The 20,980-nt window shown below is 37.2% G+C and carries 21 protein-coding genes; 19 read left to right on the forward strand and 2 right to left on the reverse strand.

Annotated features, from left to right (window positions below; all coding sequences use genetic code 11):
- The coding region (locus tag HCO57_RS15920) for a type IV secretory system conjugative DNA transfer family protein (RefSeq protein WP_167989848.1) at positions 1 to 1,463 on the reverse strand (1,463 nt) is incomplete at its 3' end.
- A 74-nt stretch (positions 1,464 to 1,537) separates the two neighbouring features.
- Between HCO57_RS15920 and HCO57_RS15925 the strand changes: the two genes are divergently transcribed.
- From HCO57_RS15925 to HCO57_RS15980, 12 genes are all read left to right on the forward strand, one after another.
- Positions 1,538 to 2,704 (forward strand): hypothetical protein, encoded by a 1,167-nt coding sequence (locus HCO57_RS15925; RefSeq protein ID WP_167989849.1) that lies wholly within the window; start codon positions 1,538 to 1,540, stop codon positions 2,702 to 2,704.
- 10 nt (positions 2,705 to 2,714) lie between these two features.
- A complete protein-coding gene (locus HCO57_RS15930) occupies positions 2,715 to 4,127 on the forward strand; it encodes a toprim domain-containing protein (RefSeq protein WP_167989850.1) in 1,413 nt (470 codons plus the stop codon).
- Positions 4,128 to 4,227: 100 nt separating this feature from the next.
- Positions 4,228 to 4,467, forward strand: coding sequence for a hypothetical protein (locus tag HCO57_RS15935; protein ID WP_167989851.1), 240 nt, complete (start codon positions 4,228 to 4,230; stop codon positions 4,465 to 4,467).
- Between the two features lie 3 nt (positions 4,468 to 4,470).
- Positions 4,471 to 4,791, forward strand: coding sequence for a hypothetical protein (locus tag HCO57_RS15940; RefSeq protein WP_136951924.1), 321 nt, complete (start codon positions 4,471 to 4,473; stop codon positions 4,789 to 4,791).
- Positions 4,763 to 7,261, forward strand: a complete 2,499-nt coding sequence (locus HCO57_RS15945; RefSeq protein WP_167989852.1) for a hypothetical protein — start codon at positions 4,763 to 4,765, stop codon at positions 7,259 to 7,261. Before HCO57_RS15940 ends, HCO57_RS15945 begins: the two co-directional genes overlap by 29 nt.
- 19 nt (positions 7,262 to 7,280) lie before the next feature.
- Entirely contained in the window at positions 7,281 to 7,925 is a 645-nt protein-coding gene (locus tag HCO57_RS15950) for a hypothetical protein (RefSeq protein ID WP_136951926.1), read from the forward strand.
- Positions 7,926 to 7,933: 8 nt separating this feature from the next.
- On the forward strand, positions 7,934 to 8,812 hold the full coding sequence (locus HCO57_RS15955) for a hypothetical protein (protein WP_136951927.1): 879 nt from the start codon (positions 7,934 to 7,936) through the stop codon (positions 8,810 to 8,812).
- A 24-nt stretch (positions 8,813 to 8,836) separates the two neighbouring features.
- Complete coding sequence (locus HCO57_RS15960) at positions 8,837 to 9,481, forward strand: hypothetical protein (RefSeq protein WP_167989853.1); 645 nt, start codon at positions 8,837 to 8,839, stop codon at positions 9,479 to 9,481.
- Complete coding sequence (gene traM, locus HCO57_RS15965; protein ID WP_167989854.1) at positions 9,478 to 10,464, forward strand: conjugative transposon protein TraM; 987 nt, start codon at positions 9,478 to 9,480, stop codon at positions 10,462 to 10,464. The genes HCO57_RS15960 and traM overlap by 4 nt, the downstream gene beginning before the upstream one ends.
- A 5-nt stretch (positions 10,465 to 10,469) precedes the next feature.
- The gene (locus HCO57_RS15970) at positions 10,470 to 11,453 is read left to right on the forward strand and encodes a DUF4138 domain-containing protein (protein WP_167989855.1); all 984 of its coding nucleotides are present in this window, start codon (positions 10,470 to 10,472) and stop codon (positions 11,451 to 11,453) included.
- Positions 11,454 to 11,480: 27 nt separating this feature from the next.
- The gene (locus HCO57_RS15975; RefSeq protein WP_167989856.1) at positions 11,481 to 12,020 is read left to right on the forward strand and encodes a conjugal transfer protein TraO; all 540 of its coding nucleotides are present in this window, start codon (positions 11,481 to 11,483) and stop codon (positions 12,018 to 12,020) included.
- A 33-nt stretch (positions 12,021 to 12,053) separates the two neighbouring features.
- The gene (locus HCO57_RS15980) at positions 12,054 to 16,547 is read left to right on the forward strand and encodes a TraQ conjugal transfer family protein (RefSeq protein WP_167989857.1); all 4,494 of its coding nucleotides are present in this window, start codon (positions 12,054 to 12,056) and stop codon (positions 16,545 to 16,547) included.
- A 139-nt stretch (positions 16,548 to 16,686) separates the two neighbouring features.
- Here the strand turns inward: HCO57_RS15980 and HCO57_RS15985 are convergent, their stop codons facing one another.
- Positions 16,687 to 17,157, reverse strand: a complete 471-nt coding sequence (locus tag HCO57_RS15985) for a hypothetical protein (RefSeq protein WP_167989858.1) — start codon at positions 17,155 to 17,157, stop codon at positions 16,687 to 16,689.
- A 359-nt stretch (positions 17,158 to 17,516) separates the two neighbouring features.
- On the opposite strand from HCO57_RS15985, the gene HCO57_RS15990 reads away from it, so the two are divergent.
- From HCO57_RS15990 to HCO57_RS16020, 7 genes are all read left to right on the forward strand, one after another.
- Positions 17,517 to 17,993, forward strand: a complete 477-nt coding sequence (locus HCO57_RS15990) for a RadC family protein (protein WP_167989859.1) — start codon at positions 17,517 to 17,519, stop codon at positions 17,991 to 17,993.
- A 54-nt stretch (positions 17,994 to 18,047) separates the two neighbouring features.
- Positions 18,048 to 18,254: a hypothetical protein gene (locus tag HCO57_RS15995; protein WP_136951935.1), complete on the forward strand. Its 207-nt coding sequence runs from the start codon at positions 18,048 to 18,050 to the stop codon at positions 18,252 to 18,254.
- Positions 18,247 to 18,450, forward strand: coding sequence for a hypothetical protein (locus HCO57_RS16000; RefSeq protein ID WP_136951936.1), 204 nt, complete (start codon positions 18,247 to 18,249; stop codon positions 18,448 to 18,450). Before HCO57_RS15995 ends, HCO57_RS16000 begins: the two co-directional genes overlap by 8 nt.
- Positions 18,451 to 18,656: 206 nt before the next feature.
- Positions 18,657 to 18,971 (forward strand): hypothetical protein, encoded by a 315-nt coding sequence (locus HCO57_RS16005; RefSeq protein WP_167989861.1) that lies wholly within the window; start codon positions 18,657 to 18,659, stop codon positions 18,969 to 18,971.
- 94 nt (positions 18,972 to 19,065) lie between these two features.
- On the forward strand, positions 19,066 to 19,263 hold the full coding sequence (locus HCO57_RS16010) for a hypothetical protein (protein ID WP_136951938.1): 198 nt from the start codon (positions 19,066 to 19,068) through the stop codon (positions 19,261 to 19,263).
- A 663-nt stretch (positions 19,264 to 19,926) separates the two neighbouring features.
- Positions 19,927 to 20,328 carry a DUF6876 family protein gene (locus HCO57_RS16015; protein ID WP_167989862.1) on the forward strand — a complete coding sequence of 134 codons (402 nt, stop codon included), beginning with the start codon at positions 19,927 to 19,929 and terminating at the stop codon, positions 20,326 to 20,328.
- Positions 20,329 to 20,716: 388 nt separating this feature from the next.
- Complete coding sequence (locus HCO57_RS16020; protein ID WP_167989863.1) at positions 20,717 to 20,977, forward strand: hypothetical protein; 261 nt, start codon at positions 20,717 to 20,719, stop codon at positions 20,975 to 20,977.
- The last annotated feature ends 3 nt before the right edge of the window (positions 20,978 to 20,980 follow it).

The following is a 20,980-nucleotide window of genomic DNA, read 5'->3' on the forward strand; positions in this document are numbered from 1 at the left end:
TCTAATTGTTCCATACCTTGAATGCCTGCAACTAGGGCACAAAGGTTTTCACGACCACTTTCTAGATAATCTACTAATCCACCATAATAAAATGAACTAAGCTCATCCAATATAGCCGCAAAAGGGGCTTTATTTGGTTTGTTGGCTTCCTTTCCTACGGTCTCTACAATCATAGATAGATACGGAGCCATTACTTCCGCTTTATCCTTGTCACAGCCTACGGTAACTACTTTTTTTTGGTCGGGTTGGTTTAGGTCCAACGAAAAGTCACCACTACCTGAAAATATATAAAAGGCGTCGAGTTGATACAACCTTGATAGTTTTTCTTGTAAGGAAGCTGTGATACCTACAAGTTGCTCCATTGCAGCCCCTCCTTCAAAAGCATCCCTAAGGGATGATACCTTCATAATAATGTCTTTTTTGGCTAATAGTAAAGGCAATAGGTATTTAGCTTTAACGGAGGCTAATATGCTCACATGAGGAAGGGAACAGACCTCTAATCCGTGTTTTTCTTCCATTTCTTTGGAAAGGGCGACCAATCCAACAAATAGCCCCATAGCAGTTCCTTTAAAAAAAGCACTTTCACTTTCATCTGGTCTTTTAAGATTGGTCATCACATTATCGCATATTTTTTCAATTTCCGTGATACTAGGAATATATCTGGGTGCAATAGGATTACAGCGATGACTATAACGCATATCGGTTGTGCAAATCTGATAAAAATCAAGCTCTTTAGGTGCTGCTGTTTGATAGTACCCATAGACCTTAGAGGATAAGGACGGAAATTTAAGGTCGTATACCATCATGGAGAAATCCTTTTGTATCAACTCATAGATGATTGGACTGATAAATGAGAAGGTTTTACCAGATCCCATAATACCCCAAACAAAAACCGAACGAAATATATTTACAAAGTTGAGTTGACCTGTTCTTTTTTTACCATTTAGATAGAAATCGTATTCCAAAGCAAAATTATACTTCCCTTCATACTTACGTGTGGTTTGTGGAAAGCTCTGGTTTTTTTGATTGAATTGATCCTGTTCTAATCGTTTACTAAAAAACCAAATTGAGAGGCGCATCAATGACCTTATATATAAGAGAAACCCAACTATGATAAGGGGCATACCAACAAGGACAGGTAGATGTACTAAATTTTTGAAGGGATAGAGTATAATTAATAATCCAATTATAGTAAAGGCCAGTGTTTTTTTTACGTTTATCTTTCTATCGGAATAGAAACGATAAAGATAGGCGGCCAATACAGGGGCTACAATAATGACCAGTTTTAGATTTTTTTCACCCATGCCCTTTGAAATGAGATAGGTCACTATTGTTTTAAGAAGTGGGGGTTCTTGAATCCATTGTGTTATCCCGCTATCGAAAGCGACTCTAAAATACAAGGACATTGCTAAGGTTGCCGCAGCCAGTAAGGTAATGACGAACTGAATCCTATCGTTTTTCATGCCAAATGTTTTAGTATATTTGTGTAAATATAGAATAATATAATTTTTTAAAAAGATAAAGTATTCTTTAGTTTATGATTGTTAAAGATATAATGGCTCTTTTGGGCTTTAAGGAGGGGGAGACCTTACAATCTCGTTTTTTTATGCATTTCCATAAAAATGGGGATAATCATTTATTCCTATACCAGCCTATGGGAAGCAACGCTTTGCGGTTTTGTTCCCCATCGGCAGAATGGGACGGTAATCTGATTGATGTGATTACCTTTTACTATAATGCTGAAAATTCTAGCGAGTTCAACGAAGGAGACAGAATAGCCCTATTTTTAAGGGAAAATAATATTGATTTATCCCAGCTTCATTTTGATGTAGAACTTTCTCCAGTACAACATTTTAATCTTTATCGCATTCTATTGCAGGAGTATGGTTCTTGTAAAGACCTTACCCTAAATAATGCTCTTGAATCCGATTCCCATTTGTATTTTTTCTTTATGGATGAAGATGTGACTCCTGGTAGGCAACATAACATATTAGGGGTAGTAAGTTATGACAAGGCCAAGCAAACTGAACAAACTATTAGTTTTTCTGACCTTGGTCGAAGCATCTATTTTTCCAATCCTTCGATTTCAACCACAGAAGCTGTTGTTTTTGATTCTTTTAGGGAGATGATAGCCTTTAAATCGCGAATGAAGACGGACTATTTTTACCTTGTTTTTAAAGGAGAATTTAATACCAATAAGGCTAAAACGATTTCCTTAATTTGTGGTGCCAAGTCAATTGTACAAACCTTTCTGGCTTTCCCGGACCATTTGGACGGATATCAGCGCGATATAGAATATCTAAGCGTTCATGCCAATGTAGATTTAAAGAAGAAAACAGGCTATTTAAAATTAAGCGTTCCACAGAGCAAGGATAGTGAGCTATTTATAAGCCGATTGAAAGACCTAAAGACAAGCATCGAAAAGGACCTTGACCAAAACAGTATAAAAAACCTAATCCTTATCAAGGCAGGTAAGGATTTAACGGGAGTACCCGTCTTTATCATTGAGGTAGCCCTAATTGCTAATGTACTAAAGGGGCTTTTGGTTCTAGCCTCTAAACACCTATTATCCGAACGTAATTTCCGCATTATAAAGCCAAAAGGGGTTCATTGGTCTGAGGATAGAGCAAATATTAAAAACGCAGGAAAAGAATTCAAACTCAACATCTACGATACCATAGGAAAAGTTTATCAATACAATTAACCTTCTATTTATGTCTGTTTATACTAGAATCAACGAATTATTTGATATAAAGACCCTATTGCAAACTAGAAATCCTATACGGGAAGCATTAGGTATAACCAAGGTAGAACTAGACAAAGGAAAAGGTTCCAACTCCATACAGCTGCATATTGAAGAACAAACAAGGGGGAGACAGCGCATATTGCTTTATGATACTGATAAGGAAGGAAAGAGTTATGGATATTTCAGGTACGATAACCGTACCTATACCAACGACTCGGGAGATGTTATCCAATTCATCGCTAACCGTTTGAAGAGCAAAAAAACGCATGATGCCATATCTTTTTTAAACCGCTATCACTATAGAAGTCAAGTGGAAGAATGGAAAAAGCATGAAGATTTTGCCATTACAACTAAAAACAGAAATGGTTCGAAAAGTATGCCTCTTCAATTGGATGAGCTCCATAACTTAAGAGATATAAGCCAGACGATACTAGCCGAAGCAGAACATTATTTGGAAACCCATCGAAAGATTGAAAATGACGTTATCATGTCCCCTTTGTTTGTTGAGACTATAATGCTCTATGAGCATACCGTAGAAACAGAAACAGGGCCTATTGTTTTTACCAATACCTTGTTTCCTAAGTTCGATATTCAAACCAATGAAATAAAAGGAGCAGAAGTCAAGACTGCAGCCCGTACCAATAACAACCTTTGCCTTGGCAGAGACGAAATGCTTTGGCATTCCAATAAACCTGAGACAGTAAATAAAATTGTGGTTTGTGAATCCGCTATAGATGCGCTTTCCCATTTTCAGCTCAACCCAAAGGACAATCAAAATACTTGGTACTTTTCTACTAACGGCAATTTCTATCCTTCCCGTCAAGGTTGGTTATACCAATGTATTTCAGCTGAAGGGCTCCATCCTGAGGAATATTCCCTTGTTCTGGCTTTTGACAGAGACCATCAAGGCTTTCAATACGACCTGTCCATGATAAATAAAGTTTTAGAGGATAGGCATCCCTCTACATCGGTCGGCGTACAGGAGTTCTTTACCTTAGATAATATTGATGGAAAACCCTGTCTTCGTTTTCATTGTACTAACCAAACCACAAATCAAGCCGTTCAGCAGTGGTTTTTTAATATCCAAGACCACTTTAATGAAAACGCATTGGCCAAGAGGGAGAATGGTATGATTCACATTCATAACTCCAATAACCGTTTAAATTTAGTCTTCCCATCTGTAGGTAAAATGAAGGATGTTACCATGCGACTTTCTAGCTCTCTAGTGCGCAATATTCCAATTCTATCCAATTCTAATATTAAAATAGAAAAGGCAAATTTTAAAGGAAAGGGTTTTAAGGATTGGAATGAAGTAGTGCAAAAAAACACCCTAAAACAAAAGTCGGAAGGCAAAAAACAAGCTAGAAGCAAAAAAGTATAATATATAAAGAATACTTTATTTTATATAAAATTTATAGTATTCTAGTTTTTTATTGATTTTAATTTTTATATTTGGCCTGTAACCATTTATAAAAATTATAATGCAAGAACTTCAGAATTTTTTCAGCGAAATGGAATCGGGTCTCGGCTCTATCGCACAAAGCTTTGTTAGTATTATCGAATACTTACTTTTCTTTTCCGCTCTAATCCTAGCTGTAACCATGTTAATCACAGAACGTCGAGGTGATAATATTGGTTTTAATGCAGGAAGATGGGCGCTTATCGTATTTATAGCAGGGGTTTCTATAGCATTAGCTAAAGAGGTTTTTGGAATAGCATAACCTATGAAGACTTATAAAATTTATAAGACTTTACAACGCAATGCGAAGCTTTTTGGAATGGAGCGTACCATTGCGATGCAATACATGGCCAGTCAAGGAGGATTTATCGCTCTTTCCTTCTTTTTATTTGGAGCAAATACCCTAACGGTCTTATTGATTTTTATGTCCTTTCCTTTATTCCTGTTCATTTTCAAATTGCGCGATAGAAGGAATCGGGTACGTAATTTTAAAAAAACCAGCATCAATAAAAAAAAGCCATCAACGGTTAAATACCATTCATTAAAAATCATCCCAAATGAACAAAGCATTATTGATAAAGGATGAAACTTTGCCTATCCATGGCATTGAATCGGATGTTCTAATATCTAAGGAAAAAGGATGTTTATCTTATGGGTTTAAGGTTTCTTATCCTGCTATATACCAGAAAGATATTGGAGTTATTGAACAAATGTCTGAGGTATTGGAAAGTATTTTTTCTGTTTTGGAAAAAGACTATTTGATACACAAGCAAGATTGGTTTTTTAATCAAGATAATTACAATCCTGAACCTTTAGTTAATGAAAGCGCTATGCAGCGTTATAATCGCATTCATTTTACAGGTAGAAAGGTACGAAAGCAATTTTCATATCTATTTATTACCAAGGTTCCATCCAATTATATAGCCTATTCCGCATCCAATACCAATGCTTTCCTATACCGGAAAAAAACAGGAAAAGCTATTGAAAAAGACTATATAACTAAAAAGGAATTGGATGTTTTTATGAGTAAGCGTGATACCATTACTCGTATGCTGCAAAACAAACATTTTAATGCAAAAGAACTTAAAGCAGAGGATTATATTGGAAAAGAACAAGACGTAAACGGCCTTTTAGGTATGTTTAAAGATTTCGACCCAACAACCAAGGGGAGAGATAAAATATTTAAAGACAATAGTATTCTTATAGGGGGACGTGAGCTTCGTTTTTATACCTTACAGAATAATGAACAACTGACAGATGTACTGCAGTCTAGCTCTAATTCTCCAGAGAAAGAAGTAAACGGAAAGCCAATTGCTAAAAGTCTTATAAGCCCCCTTGGTCTTGAATATGATAAGGACCATGTACTTAACCAATACTTTTTCGTTCCCGACCAAGAAAGGGCCTTGGAAGAAATGCAGAAAAAGTTAAATCGCATATTTAACTACACCCACCGATTTAATCCCATTAAAGCCATAGCAGGGGATGAGGAGGTTAAAAAACCTAAGAATTTAGAAACCACAGGTAATGATATCTTTATGAATGATACCTCGGAATTTGTTTCCGAGGTTATTGAAAAAGGTCAGAAATTTATTTTTTCTCATGTCAATATAGGGTTGCTTGATGGGACCTATACCCGTCCTGATAATTTTAAGCTTGATTTACGGGAAAATACAGTTGACCTGCACGATTTATACTTTGCAAGCTGCCCAGGTAACGCTATAGGGTTGCCTAATGATTTATACATGCCATTAACTAGTGGGGCTGCCGTTTCCCTTGCTTATTTTGAAGATTACTCCAAGGGAAACGCACCCTTTGGTCAAAGGGTTATCGATGTGGCTAGTGGTAATCCCATATATTGGGATTTTTTTACCACCCCTTACAAGAACAAAACCATTACCAATTTAAATGCTTGGGGGGTCGGAAAGTCAGGTTCGGGTAAATCTTATAGTTGGAATAGTATACTGAATCATCAATACGAAATGGGACATCATATTTTCAATATAGATGGTTCCAGTTCTTTTGAACGTGCGACCAAATACCATAATGGGGTTTTCTTTAAAGTCTCCATGTATGAGAAAATAGGTTTTAATCCTTTCCTTTTATCAAGTGGAAATGAAGAAGAAATCAATTCGAAACGGGTTTTTCTAGCCTATTTCTTATGTAATCTTTTGGAAAGTGCCGGAGAGGAATATTCGGGGGAAATACTCTTCGGCATCTTTTCCGCAACGGTAGCAGCTTACTATAAAAACGTAAATCATGACCTTTGTTTTAATAGCTTTTTTGACTTCTTTAAAGCATATGCTCCGAGCTACGTTAAAGACAATGGTATTGAGAGAAGTATAAAACTCAATGAAATCATATTTCTTTTAAGAGAGTACTATAAAGGTGGTGTTTACGATTACCTTTTGAATAACAGAGATGAGCGCCTAGCGGAGCTCATGCACCAACGTTACATTACCTTTCAGATAAAGGAATTGAAGGATGACCCAAAACTCTTCACCAATACTACGTTTTTATTAACCAATCTGTATAAAGAAAAGTTATACAATCCAGAACTTTTGAAATGGATTAAGTTCCTTCACTATGATGAATCTTGGACCGCTATGGATAAGCCTGTACTGGCTAATTTTATTCTAGACACCATTAAAACGGTACGCTCCCAAAATGGTTCAACGATATTCACCTCGCAGGACATAGAGGATTTCTTTAAATCACCGATTATAAAAAATACCGTTATCAACAACTCCGAAATTGGATTGATATCGGATTTAAGCACCTATAAGGGAAAGGCTGAGTACGTAAGGGATATCCTTGGTATAACCGATTCCCAAGCCAATCGGATATTCGGATTACATCGAAACATGCCACAAGGTATTAAAGCTAAGGAAATAGCTGTGATATACGCAAAAGAACACTTGCACACCTTTGGCATAGAAACCTCTAGGGAAGAAGCTGCTATTTATGAAAGTAGTCCTACAGAAAAAGAACGCTTAGCTCAGATTGATGCTAACTATCACAGTATGAAACAAACTGCTAAAGCCTTCGCCGGTAATTAATTCATTCTAATACTATCATATGAAACAAATACGACTCATATCCCTTGTAAGCTTATTGGTTCTTCCAGTACTAGCACATGCACAGTTTGCTGTAGTAGATGCAACAGCTAATGCGCAATTAGTCAAAGCCAATATTCAACTGGTTAAAGTGAATTCTCAACTCATGGCTCATAATAAGTTACTAACCCAAATGGTGAAAAATCAACAGGTATTGCTTGATTTGATTCGCCAGCAGAACAAAATATTAGCACATACAGACCAACTCAAAACAGAGGAAATTGAAACGTATAAAAAAGCTCCTGCAAGTGTTATAGTAGATTATCAATTGCGTGATTTAGAACAGGTAAAGGAAAACATGATACAAGCCGCTAGGGATTTTGTAGATTTTCTTGGTGCTGTAGAGCATTTAAAACCTAGTGATTATGAGGTATACAATGACAGGGTGGTGGGAATAGTTGAGAACACCGTTAGCGCTTGGAAACAAACCAAGCAATTATTAGCCTCTAATGATAAGATAATCCCAGCTGGAGAGCGTCAAGAACTCCTTAAATTGACTATAGAGAATATATCTTCCAACATTTCCAAAATAAGAAGCTACCAAGAACAACTGAAAATGTTGAACGATAACAGAAAAACAGCGAATCGTTTCTTCGGGGAAAACTAAGGATTGGTATGGAGAGTTTCATTTTAACTATAAAGGATTATTTCAACAGTTTTATTTGGGAACAAATAAAACTTGCTATTGAAGTTGCAGGGCCTGTAATGGAAACTTTTAAATATGTGGCCTTTATACTAGTTCTGGCTAAAATAGCTAGAAATTTATATCAAAACCCTTCGGATTGGTGGGGTTATGTGTCTTGGCTGCCTTTAACCCTTCTTTTGTTTGAATACGAAATGATTGTAAAGTTCTTTGTGGAGCTTTCCGCTAGTGCCGACCAATCAGTTTCCTATGCTTCCAATCATAAAATGTATCTGAAAATATTTAAAACCCCAGATATTCCAGATGAATCAGACATCGGTTTTTTTAATATCACTGTAGCTTATATGAATCAAATAATGCGTAATCAATTGGAAGTATTAATTACAAGTCAGTTGATGAATATTGTATCGATGGTTTCCATGCTTATCTATATTTTTTTAAAGATTAAAGCGATGTTGCGTTTTGTAGTACTGGTGTTTTTTGGTCCGTTGAGTATTAGTATAAGCTTTCTTCCAGGCAATGAATTTCAATGGCTCGATTGGGTTTTAAAACTGTTGGAAACAGCCATGTTTATTCCCATGTTAATGCTCATTGATTATTTAGGATTACAAGTATTAGATAAAGCATTTAAACCTATTGTACCCGGTGAAATACTTACCATTGGCGACCAAAATTTTCAGATGTGGCTAGGGATATTCTTTTTTGCCTTGTTAGGGGTTTCTTATCTGTTTGTTCCCTCTATGGTTAAATGGGGAATAGCTAAGGCTAATAGCGGTGTTGGTGGTTCTAAAAAAGCAGCTGCAGCTGCAGCTATGGCGGCCAGAAAAATAATGACTAAAGGACTAGGTTAATAATCATACTAAAAAAATATTATCATGTTGATATTAAACAATATAGCAACCAAAGAAAAATTATTTACCATAGGAGCTATGGTGTCCGCCACGGTGTGCATTATCGTATCGGTAGCTGCCATGTTTATTTACCGCTCGGCACTAAAGGAGTCTAATGATAAGAAACGACAAGAAATATATGTAGCCGTAAATGGTTCGATTATAAAGGCGCAGCTTGAAGATGATTTTCAAAGACCTCTGGAGGTTGCTCACAAGGGTTTTCTAGAGCTTTTTCATAACTATTTATGGAGTATGGAACCTAATATTCGCTTTATAGAGCGTAATAAAAAGATGGCAAGAGAAATGGGGGATGCCTCAGTAGATGTTTTGTTTCGACTTTTAGAATCTAAAGGCTACTATTCCAATTTAATAGCTGGAGATTATTCTGTTATTTTTGAGGTAGAAGAAGAACATATCACCATAGACTATACTAAGGAGGTTCCAACATTCAAACTATCGGGAACTTTAAAAACCCTTAGAACAAATGATATCATCGTAAAAAAGGTGGTTACTGTCGGAAAAATTATGCAGAAAAGTTATGAATTTAGCAACTTTACTGGGTTTTACGTCAGGGATTTAGAGGTGTTGGAATTCAGCGAAGTGGAGACGATAAAATACAAGGAACTATGAAAAATCTTACCGAACACCAAAAGAAACTATATCTAGTTATAGCTATGACCGTATTAGGAGGGGGACTCTTATTATGGTTGCAATCTTTTAAGGGTAATGATATCCAAGAAAACACCAAAGAGGAAGCTATCCAGGATAAAGCAAGAGATTTTACCATTACCCTAGATACTTTAAATAAAACGGATAGAAAAGCCTTTTACGAAAAAGAACGCAAGCGCGATACCCTGATTGTTTCTGACCCTTTTAATACCGATAAGGAAGAAAGCAAAGCCCAGCGTATCCTTGATATGACTAAGCTTTTGGAAGAAGAAGAAAAAAAGCAACCCGTCAAAAAAAATACAGTTCGCATTTCTACTGATGAAAGTTTATGGGATATGGGGAAGGAACAAAACAGTAATAATCTTAAACTCTCTACCTCTGGAGAAACTGCCCTTACGGAGGCCGAACGGCGAGCTCAGATATTAGAGGCTAATAAAAAACAAAGAGAACTTTACCTTGGAGGAGGTGATAATCAAATGTCACAGCCCATGGCGTTATCCGTAAAAGCAGCGGTCTACCGTGACCAATTTATTCTTCCCGGTGACCAAGTGGAACTTATCATTACTGAAGATTTCAATTATAAAGGGAAGCTAGTACCTAAAAACACTATTGTTTACGCTATAGCTTCCATAAATCAAAACAGAGTACTGTTGCAAATTAATAATATCAACCATGTCTCTATCGCTTTAAAAGCTAAAGACATCACCGATGGTTTGGAGGGCATACGAAGCAAACGGGCAGGTGAATTATGGGCAGAGGCCTCTAATGATGTTCAAGAAGATGTAATGCGGGATGTTTCCATTGAAGCAACAAGGGAAACAGGACGTATAGGTAGAAGTATCGGCCGTAGTATCTCCCAATTATTTCGAAGAAAGAACTACAAACAAAAGGATAAGATATTATTAGTAAATGACCATCAAGTTGTCTTGACCAATATTAAATAACTGCTATGAAAACGCACTACATACAAATCACTTTGTTGGCGCTATTATTACCCGTTTTAGTTATTGCTCAATCCACTAAAATAGGACTGGCTAAAAATGGTACTAAATTATTAGTATTCCCTAGTGAGATTGATTTTACCGTTCTAGGAGACCCTTATAATTTTGTGGAAGTTCCTTTTGATAAAAAAGGAAGTAAATATGGCAACTTAATTATTGGACTTCAATTTAGTTTGAGTTCTAATGAGCAATCAGCATCTACCAATTATTCGGTGATTACCGAGGAAGGAACCATTTATGACTTTCAACTTTTCCTGGATCCAAGTGCGGATAATTCCACCATTCGCATACGTCCAGAAATGGGGACTATGAGTATAAATGGAAACCCTGGTAAACGAACCAATTTGCAACAAGCCATTGAGATGGCAGAGCAAAACGACTCGATTCTACCCCCAAAGCATTACTACAAGGAACACTCCCCAAAAAAAGAGGATAGCGATGTGCAAACCTACCAAGGTGACCAGCAACCTTTGACACAAGAACTCTATGAGTCCGATAAAGAAGAATACATCAGAAGAAAATGCTATTACAATCAGTTTAACAAAGGTTCGATAGTTCGTTACTTTTCAAGGAAGGATAACATCTTTTTATGGCTAAAGGAGGTGTACTATGACCATGATGAACTATACCTTCTTTTTCGATTGGATAATGAGGAAACCATAGATTACGACGTAAAACTTATACGTACTAGTATTGGAACGAATTACCGAAAGAGTAGCAGCAATCAAAAAACACCGTTTCCCGCAGACCATCGGTATAAAATACCTAAACGTGTTAAGGGGAATACTTCCAATCATTTTTTTCTAGTCTATGATAAGTTTACCCTAGATAAAAACAAGAATCTAGTGGTACAGCTAGATGAAATCAATGGTAACCGAAACATCACTTTGGAAATTGATAGAAATCAAATCAACAGACCTAAGAAATTTTAAATCCACTACAAGACACTATATCACATCATGAGAACACTATTTATATTAACCACTATTCTATTGTTGGGCCTTAGTGTCCAAGGACAGAATTATGCTTCATCCGTAGGACTATCCGGGGGGTATGTGGAGGATGGTTTTGGAGGAAATGCAACCTTTAACTTCCATATGAACCGCTACTCTTATATCCAAATAGGGATATTTGCTAGTTTTTCAAACGAGGAATATGCAGGTAGCGAAATACCCTATAATGTGTTTGCATTTCAACCAGGATATTACCGTAGGATAGCAGTACTTAATACCCGGAATCCGATTAGCTTTTATCTTGGGGGAGGTGCTATTGGCGGCTACGAAATCATAAATAACGGGAAGAGCGAGCTTCCTTCTGGAGCCTTAATAACCGCAAGAAGTCAATTCATTTATGGAGGTTTTGCAGGTGGGGAAATAGAATTTCAACTTAAAGAAAACCTATCCTTGGCTATAAAGGGACAGCAGCACTATCATGTGAATTCTGACATCGGAAAGATGTACCCCTTTATTGGGGGAAGTATTCGCTATTATCTTTATTAATCCACCTCTATAGAACACTAATACCATAGCAAAATGAAAAAAATCTACTATACCATAGGAATCCTACTGTTATTACTTGCTTGTACCAAGGATTTTGATGATGTTATCCTTGATAGTTTCGAGTTTAACTTCACTGTTATAAGTGAAGATAATGGCTTTATATACGAAGGAAGTAAAACTGATTTTAGGGTTGTTCCTGAGCGAACCATAACCACCACAAAGTTCATGTTTAATTATGTCATAGAGGAAGGTGACGGCTTTTTTCAAGACCCTAATGGCAAAGTCCTAGAACAACACGAGGACTTAGAATTAGATGAACTTTTATGGGATTTGAATTATATTCCAACCACCACAGGCACCCATCGGATAACGGTTAAAGCAAAGGACCAAAAAGACAACGAAAAAACGGAAGTTATTGTCTATCAAGTAGATTATGCACCTTTTACTACCTTATTTAATAAAGGCGCAAATAGTTTTATTGTAAATCAAGAAAATGATTTGAATCTTACGGTGGTCTCTGAAACTAATACCGAGTTATATGAAACCTTAAGCATTGAAGATGTAGACACTTCCTATACGTTAAGTTTTACAGTAGAAGGAGGAACAGGGACATTTATTATAAATGGTGAAAGTTATGACCCTGGGCAGAACGTAAGCATAGGGGAAGGAACATTAGAGTTTGATTATATTCCAAGCACGGTGGGGGAACACGTAATTACCCTTATTGCTACAGCACCAGATGGTGCTATTAGAGAACAACAAATTGTTGTACTCGTTGAGAATGTTCAGTTTTTTATATTGGCAAATACACCTTCTAATACCTTGCCAATAGGTGAAACTATTGATGTTAGTATATCTCTACAGTCCTCTGATAGTAGCGATGAAATCGATTATGACCTTGCATTTTTCTATGCCACAGATTCTGAAGGTGTGGGCACACTAATGGATGAAAACGGAAATCCACAAACCGCAGGACAACCTAGAGAAATAGAACCAGGAAATTATACCTATTCTTTTACCTCTAACGTATTGGGTCAAAAGAAGCTTTATTTTGATGTCTCCGATAGTAATAATCAAGTAAAAAGGGATAGTATTCTTGTCAACGTGACAAGTATTCCATTTTCCTTTAGTGGCCAACCCTCGGCACCTTCTAGTGGGATTAACCAACCCTTAGAGATAAATCTTTCCCTCTCTACCAATGCACCAGAGGGCAGCTCTATAGATTATAACATCAGCTTTGAACAAAACGAAGGTAACGGCCAATTAAAAGACCTTGATGACCAGATAATACCACCTAATACAGCTTATGATGTAACCCCTGGAGTATTTAAGTTGGTATATACTCCTTATACCCTAGGGGAGCATATCCTGACCTTTGTTGCCACCGATAGCTATGGACAGAGTATTACCAGTGAGATAGATATTATGGCAACTAATGCCCAACTTAGTTTTACCGCAGCGGCCACCAATGGCGAAATCATAATGGGCAATAGCAATACCATAAGCGTAAACCTTGGAGAACAGGGAAATACCGGGGGATTGAGCTATGAAATGAATTATTTTGTTACAGGGGGAACAGGCACGTTATATGAAAATGGAGATTCCATATCGCCGTCCACCTATTTTGAAACAACACCAGGAAGTAGAACCTTTAGTTTTACTCCTGACCTGCCTGGTAACTATACAGTTACCTTTATGCTAAGGGACAGTAATGGTCAAATACTAGAAGCTCCAGTGAGCTTCGTGGTCAGCAATACCAATTTCCAGTTTACCGCCAATGAGGCCAATGCAGAAGTAGGCTTGGGACAGAACAACAATATCAACTTTAATATCGTTCCGGGAACTACCAATAACGGAACATCCTATACCATGACCTATGACAGTAGTGGAAATGGAACATTGAGTATCAACGGGGTTCCCTATGGACCGGGGCAGACCATAACCGTGTCCGAGGGTTCTTTCCAAGGAATATATAACCCGACAAGGACAGGGGATTATACTTTGGACTTTACCGTTCAGGATTCTAATGGCGTAGTACGTACCGATAGTTCTAATTTTAGTGTTAGCAATTCTGATTTTGTAGTGAATGCAGCGGCAAGTCCTAGCCAGATAAATGCAGATGCTTCTAGCACTATCAATATCGATGTGAGCCAAGTGGTACCCAACCCATCAGCCAGTTATGAAATGAGTTACTCGGTACAAGGAGGGTCAGGTCTTCTAAGCGGTCCGAACGGACAATTGCAACCAGGTGTGTTTACACCTATCGGGACAGGTTCATCGAGTTGGGTATATACACCATCCACAGAGGGTTCACATGCTATAACCATCGTGGTACGCGATAATGGGGGAACGGTAAAAGATGAAACCGTTATTGTTACCGTAGCTGGTAGGGACTTTAATTTCTCTGCAGTTGCTACCGGAAATAATTCAAACATTGGACAGGGTGTTCCTGTGAACTTGAACATTGATGAAATCGGTGGAAATGGGGGTACTTATGATATTATAGTAGCTACAACTGGGAATGGTCGTATAAGTTATAATGGAAATTCCTATACTGCAGGAGAACCTTTTACAGTAAACGGAGGGTCTTCAAGCTTTACCTATATTGGTGAAAGCGAGGGAGCGCATAACCTTACCGTTACCGCTACGGCAAGCTATGGACCAACGAAAACGGCGAACACATCGATTAACTTTAATTCCTTGGAGTATACCTTTACGGCAGCTGCCCAGAACCCTTCGATAACCGTTGGAGAAACTACCCTGGTCAATTTCAATATAAGTGAATCCGTAGGTAATTCAACCTATCAAATAAGGTACGCCTTATCCGGACAAAATGCCTCCATGGCACAGAACGGGGCACAGCGAAGTCCAGGGAACCTTTACCCTGCAAGCGTGGGCAACTTTAGTTGGACCTTGACCGGGCAAGAGGTCGGAACGGTCAACATAACTTTTACCGTTATAAATGCCAATGGACTAGAAAGAACACAGACCGTTCAGGTAAATGTGGTTTCTAGGGATTATAACTTTACGGCTACAGAGGCACAGGGCACCGCTAATGTTGGTCAGGATGTAGGTATAACCTTTAATATTCAAGAGACCGTTTCCGGTATCGATACATATACCGCTGTCTATAGTACTTCTGGAACGGGTACTTTGTCCTATAACGGAAACACTATAACGCCGGGTTCTACCTTTACCATTCCTGCAGGAACTTCATCCGCAATTTATAATGGGACCTCAGGAGGGGCACATAACATAGAGGTTACCGTATTATCCTCTAGTGGTACACAGAAGACCGATACCGCTAGAATAAACTTCAATAGTAACGATTTTACCTTTACAGCCGCTAGTACAAGTACAAATGCTTTATTAGGAGATCCAATTGATATTAATTTTAATATCAACGAATCCGTTCCTGGAATTGATACATACACAATGATTTACAATACAAGCGAAACAGGAACACTGGTTTATAATGGTCAAACAATACAGCCTGGTAATAGCTTTGTTATTTCTGCAGGAAATACAACGGCTGAGTATACTGCAGCAACTAGTGGTAATCATAGAATAGAATTTGTAGTTACTAGTTCGAACTCTGATAGCGCTAGTGATAACGTTCAGATAGACTTTGATAATAGTGATTTCACCTTTAGCGCTGATGGTCCAAATAATTTTTCCTATGGCTCAGATATGACTGTAAATTTTGACATCAATCAACTTGGTGGTGGAGCCTATGTCTATGAAATGTCTTTTTCCACTACTGGAAATGGAGTTTTAACCTATAATGGAAACACTTATAATCAAGGCGAGACTTTTATAGTTCCTACAGGCGGTTTTGTGGCAACTTACAATGAACCACCTACAACAGGTACCGGTGACCAAACGTTGACTTTTACTGTTGTTTCCACTAGTGGAAATACAAAATCAGATAATTTCACTACTCTTTTTACTGTAAGGGATGCATATATTGAATTTGCTAGCCTTGATTATGTTACTACTGAAAGGACAATTAGTAATACCGCGACATCCCCAGAATGGACGAATGGCGATGAAGTTGAACGTGTTAAACATCATGATGTTCTGCTCACTTTAGATGGAGGTCCTTTTAGAATGAGAGATAGAGAGGATGAGGCGTTAGTAAGGTTTATTATTATAAATGGTATAAGATATCAATGGCAAACAGGTACTTATACTTTAAAAGACGGTCCAGAATTAGGTTATATTTACGATAGGTTTAATTCATATTATAATAGTACAGAAGCTTATTACGATAGACAAAGGCATACTGTAAATGATGATAATGTTACCTTATATAAAAAAGGCTCTGGTCAAACCCTAAGTTTTCAAGTTGAATTAAGTGACGGAAGGTTAAGTAACACTATACAAATTGGTCTACCAAATAGTTATGGTTTGTCTTATCCATCTTCTGGTTCAGGTGTAGATGTTGTTGGAAATGTGGTAACTGTAGAAACCTATTTAAATGGAAATAAATGTAATACTTCATACGGGTTTGGTTGTACCTTTTAATATAGTAACCCCAACTTAATAGCAAATAAAAAGAGACTATATAGTCTCTTTTTATTTTCAATATGTTTTTTAAATTAAAACCATATCTATTTATAAAAGGATGGTTAATATTACCATCCTTTTTTTGTTATAATACTAATTATTCAACACTTATATATTGTGTAAGGGTTAAAGTAGTACCCAAACTATTAGTGAAAGTAATGTTTAAATTTAGGTCTCCCGATGTTTTAGGTTCATATATTAGATTAAAAAATGAACCATCAGTAAACCATTCTTCAATTAAAAATTCTTCACCCTCTTCAATCGATATTCCATTATAACTGAACTCTACATCTGAATCTGCTGCAACCCTTGCGGTAACAGTAACAGAACTTGTATATTCCGGCATTACGTATCCCTGTATGTTTAAAATATTATTTTGTTCTATATTACCAACTACAATGCCACTATTTGATTCATTGGCAACTACCTGAGTTACTGATGAAACAATAAATCTTTCCACTCCTTTACCTTCATCTTCCAGAATATCTCCACCTGTATCTGTGTTATCAGAACAAGAAAATGCCACCAATCCAATAAATGCTACTATCAGATACTTTTTAATTTTCATAATTTTAGTTGTTTTGAGTTAATGTTTTAATTTCAGTAGTATAATTCTTTTGCCAATATACGGAATACCGCGTATATTTTTAATATATGCAATATACGCATATTTCATACAAATTCCAATTTAATCAAGCTGTTTCCAAACACTTATCTTTCCTATGCTAATCGGTTCAATACTATGCTTGTTTTAGCTCAATTACCTACCCTAATATTCAATACTATTCATACCTGTATCCATTTGCCTTACGCTCATAAGGTTTTAACTAGGCAAATTTGGTCCTGAATCAATACGCAATATCGCAAGCTCATTGCTTTATTGCTCCCTTTCGGACCATTTGATGCGCCATGTTAAAACCGTACATTATGAGCACACAAAACAAATTCACTAGAATTAGAACCTTTAAAGATTACGTAGGTGAACTAACTGTAACCTATAGAAGAACCAAAGAACTAACCACCAATATCACCTGCAGTAAAGATGCAGCAGATTACATGAGGTATCATTTCGATACCTGTATGGATGACCATGAAGAATTTAAAATATTGCACCTAAACAATGCGAATAAAGTCGTTCACGTTGACCACATTTCAGTCGGTACAGAAGTTGGAACACTTGTAAGTATTCGAAGGATAATACGTAATGCATTAATGACCAGTAGTAAGGCTTTTTTGTGTTTTCACAACCATCCAAGTTCTAAACTAAAACCTTCTTTGGCTGATAAACAAGTAACTAAAAAAATAGCCGATGCTGCAGCTTTAATGGATATGAAAGTTCTAGACCATATCATACTTACACGAGAAGGGTACTACAGTTTTGCCGATGAAGGAATCATGCCCTGATTCCTTATTTTTATTCTATTTGTTTAAATGTACGCTTAAGCGTACATTTGTGTTATGAGCTATAAAAATCATCACCTTAGAACATGGTTTGTAGAACATCCATGTATCTCCCTGCAGTGCGTAGAAAAACTCGCTAATGTGCCTAAAGACACCATACGCCTTTTCGTAAAAGAACATCGCGAATCCCTACCCCAAAAACACTTTAAGTCCATAATTGAAGTTGTATCCCATTACGGCTATATACCCATGGATGATGAGTGATAAACAACCTAATACTATTCAACTTTATCTAAGTTTTGATGAAGACCAGATGCAAGACCTTTTTACCTGTCTTAAAGACGTGTTTTGCTACTATACCAAAAACGATGACCTTGATGGCCTTTTGCGAACCAAATCCGTCTTAGAACGCTTTACTATGAATAACAGCTCATTGTTTCCTAATGATGGTCTGTTTTAAACCATATACTAAATAGCATAATCACAAAATTTAGTTACGGTCATAGCTTATAGTGAACAAATTTCATTGCAAATCTAGGTCAAGCTTTTAATTGGTTCAGTCCCACACCCTACGGGCACGCGCGCAAGCTTATGTGGAACTACCATATAAAAGTCTATTTGACCTTTTCATTAGCATGAAATTTAAGTTCAACTAAAACATTTACTATGAACCGTTACCTAATGATTTTTTCCTTTGTCCTTCTAGCTATTTTAATCTTGGCTTTTTCCTTCGACCAGAAACCAAAACAATATGAATACAATGAACAATACCAAACTATTTTCATCGCTGATTCTAATGATTACTACACCGCAACATTTACAACTAAAGGCGTTACCTATCAAGTTGATGTCAATCAAAACGGCATCGTAGATATTCACTTTCTACCAAAAGGTAAATACATTATGCGAATCTATGGTGCCAATGAAAAATTTATACGAGCACGTATCAATAAAACTATTGCCCCAGAGTGGGCTTTTTGATGTTTGGTTGAATTTGTTTTTTACCGCTCCACCTAAAGGTCGAGCGGTTTTTTTGTGCTATATTGCCCACCCGAAAACACTAACATACAACACCTTGGACAACCAAGAATCCTACGTGCTGCTCTCCGAATTCAATACCTATTTCGTTGAATACCTACTAGGGGAACTCGTAATTACAGACCATATCTCTGAAGCTGCTGTCTTTAAAGACCAAAACCAAGCTAAAAAATTTAAAGAATACCTCTTTGAACACTGTCATATGACCTTTAGCGTGAATACTTTTATTCAATAATTACATATCCTTTTACGGATACAACCTCACTAATTAATTAAACTTATATGTATACAAATTTGTCACTTTAAACATATATGTATCTAAATATGTTAAATTCTCACTTATTACGGATACACCCTCACTAATGATTTCTATTGTTTTTTTTGCCCTTTTATGGTTATGTATTGACTCCCTATTTATATGTTATACATTGTTTACGTTATATAAAATATTTACATTGTAAAAAAGGTGTTTTAGGTTTGTAATGATTGCCTAGTCCATGCTCTTTATTTCTATGGGTTTACTCCAAATATTTTAAGTAACAGTAAGCTTTATTTTTTTACCCTTTGCTTTAGCAGTATAGCTTTTTCTTTAATTCTCTGTCGGATAGCTATCTTATGGTTAATGCTTTTTATTTTTTGGTCTTGGGCATCCGAGACGGCGGACTTAGCTCCAATATCCCGATGGCAAACTAACCTTATCTATTCGAACCAGGGGGCTACCGCCTCCTTTTCGAAATGCGCTAAGCTTGCCAACGGGAGGATTTCCGCTTGCCCCCTGATGCAAAAAAAACCAATTCATAGGCATACGGATAGGGATTTGTCAGTTTCCATGGATGCCGATTAAAAATTCATTCCGTCCTAGGGTTGAGAACGAATTTTTAACCTTAAAAGCATCCTTATGGAAACTACATTGACAGAATCCCAAATCCGCGAACAACTTAGAATGAACACCGGCACGACAGGGTACTACCACCATCCCTTATTTAAAGCCATCAACTACACCGACGGCATTAGAGACCTTTACCAAAAATGTGAGAGCCTGTGGCTGGTAATCGATATACTTGCCATAATCAAATTATGTTATCTCGACCATGAGTTCATTACCATACACCTACACAAGAACAAAGGTGAGGACAGTTGTTACGTCACCTACCATGGGCACGATGGCAACGAACTCCATAAACAAGAGTATACCTACACCGATTTTCCGCTCAACGACTACACCCAGAACGGAAACCACTATCCGGCACTGAAGCTCTACTATGCATCACGGGTATTGTACCTACCAAGTGAGCATTAAAACTTTTTACGCTTTTCGGTTGGGAAGTCAAGAACCGAAACAACTAAGCAAGATACGAGTCAAATACAGTAAAACGAAGCCACCCTTCCAAGGGAGGTAAATAGCAGTCGGGCAGTCGCATTTTGTAGTTTTTAACCATAGGCATTATCGTTTTTATGCAAAGATGGTAGTCCCCTTTTATCGAATCAAGGTTGGACCATTTCGCAAAGGAGGCAAGCCGATGGATACGCCCAATAAAATCACAGTTTCCACCCCGTTGGTGTGGACCCTCTGAGATTTTATCTGCTTAATCCATCCCACAACTTGCCGTCCCCGCTTCATGTTCAACCTTAATTTATACGATATGGAGAATACTCATTCAACTTCCACTTTAAAACCACAGCGCTACATGAACGTACTGTTGAGTTGCGACCAATGGAAATCCCACAACGGTGCTACACCATTATTAACCTTTGAATCTGAAAACGAAATACAAGTTTTCGACCACATCAAAGCCAACCTGAAACTATTCTTCGATGGCTCTAAAAAGACCAGGGAACATAAGTTCCACAACTTTTTTATGGATACCATCGAAAAGAATACCCTAGCGGAAGCTATCAACGGCAATCCCGATATCCTAGCAATGGTCCAACAAATCCCTAATCTATAAGCT

The sequence above is a fragment of the Croceivirga sp. JEA036 genome (genome assembly GCF_011882165.1).
Taxonomy (GTDB): domain Bacteria; phylum Bacteroidota; class Bacteroidia; order Flavobacteriales; family Flavobacteriaceae; genus Croceivirga.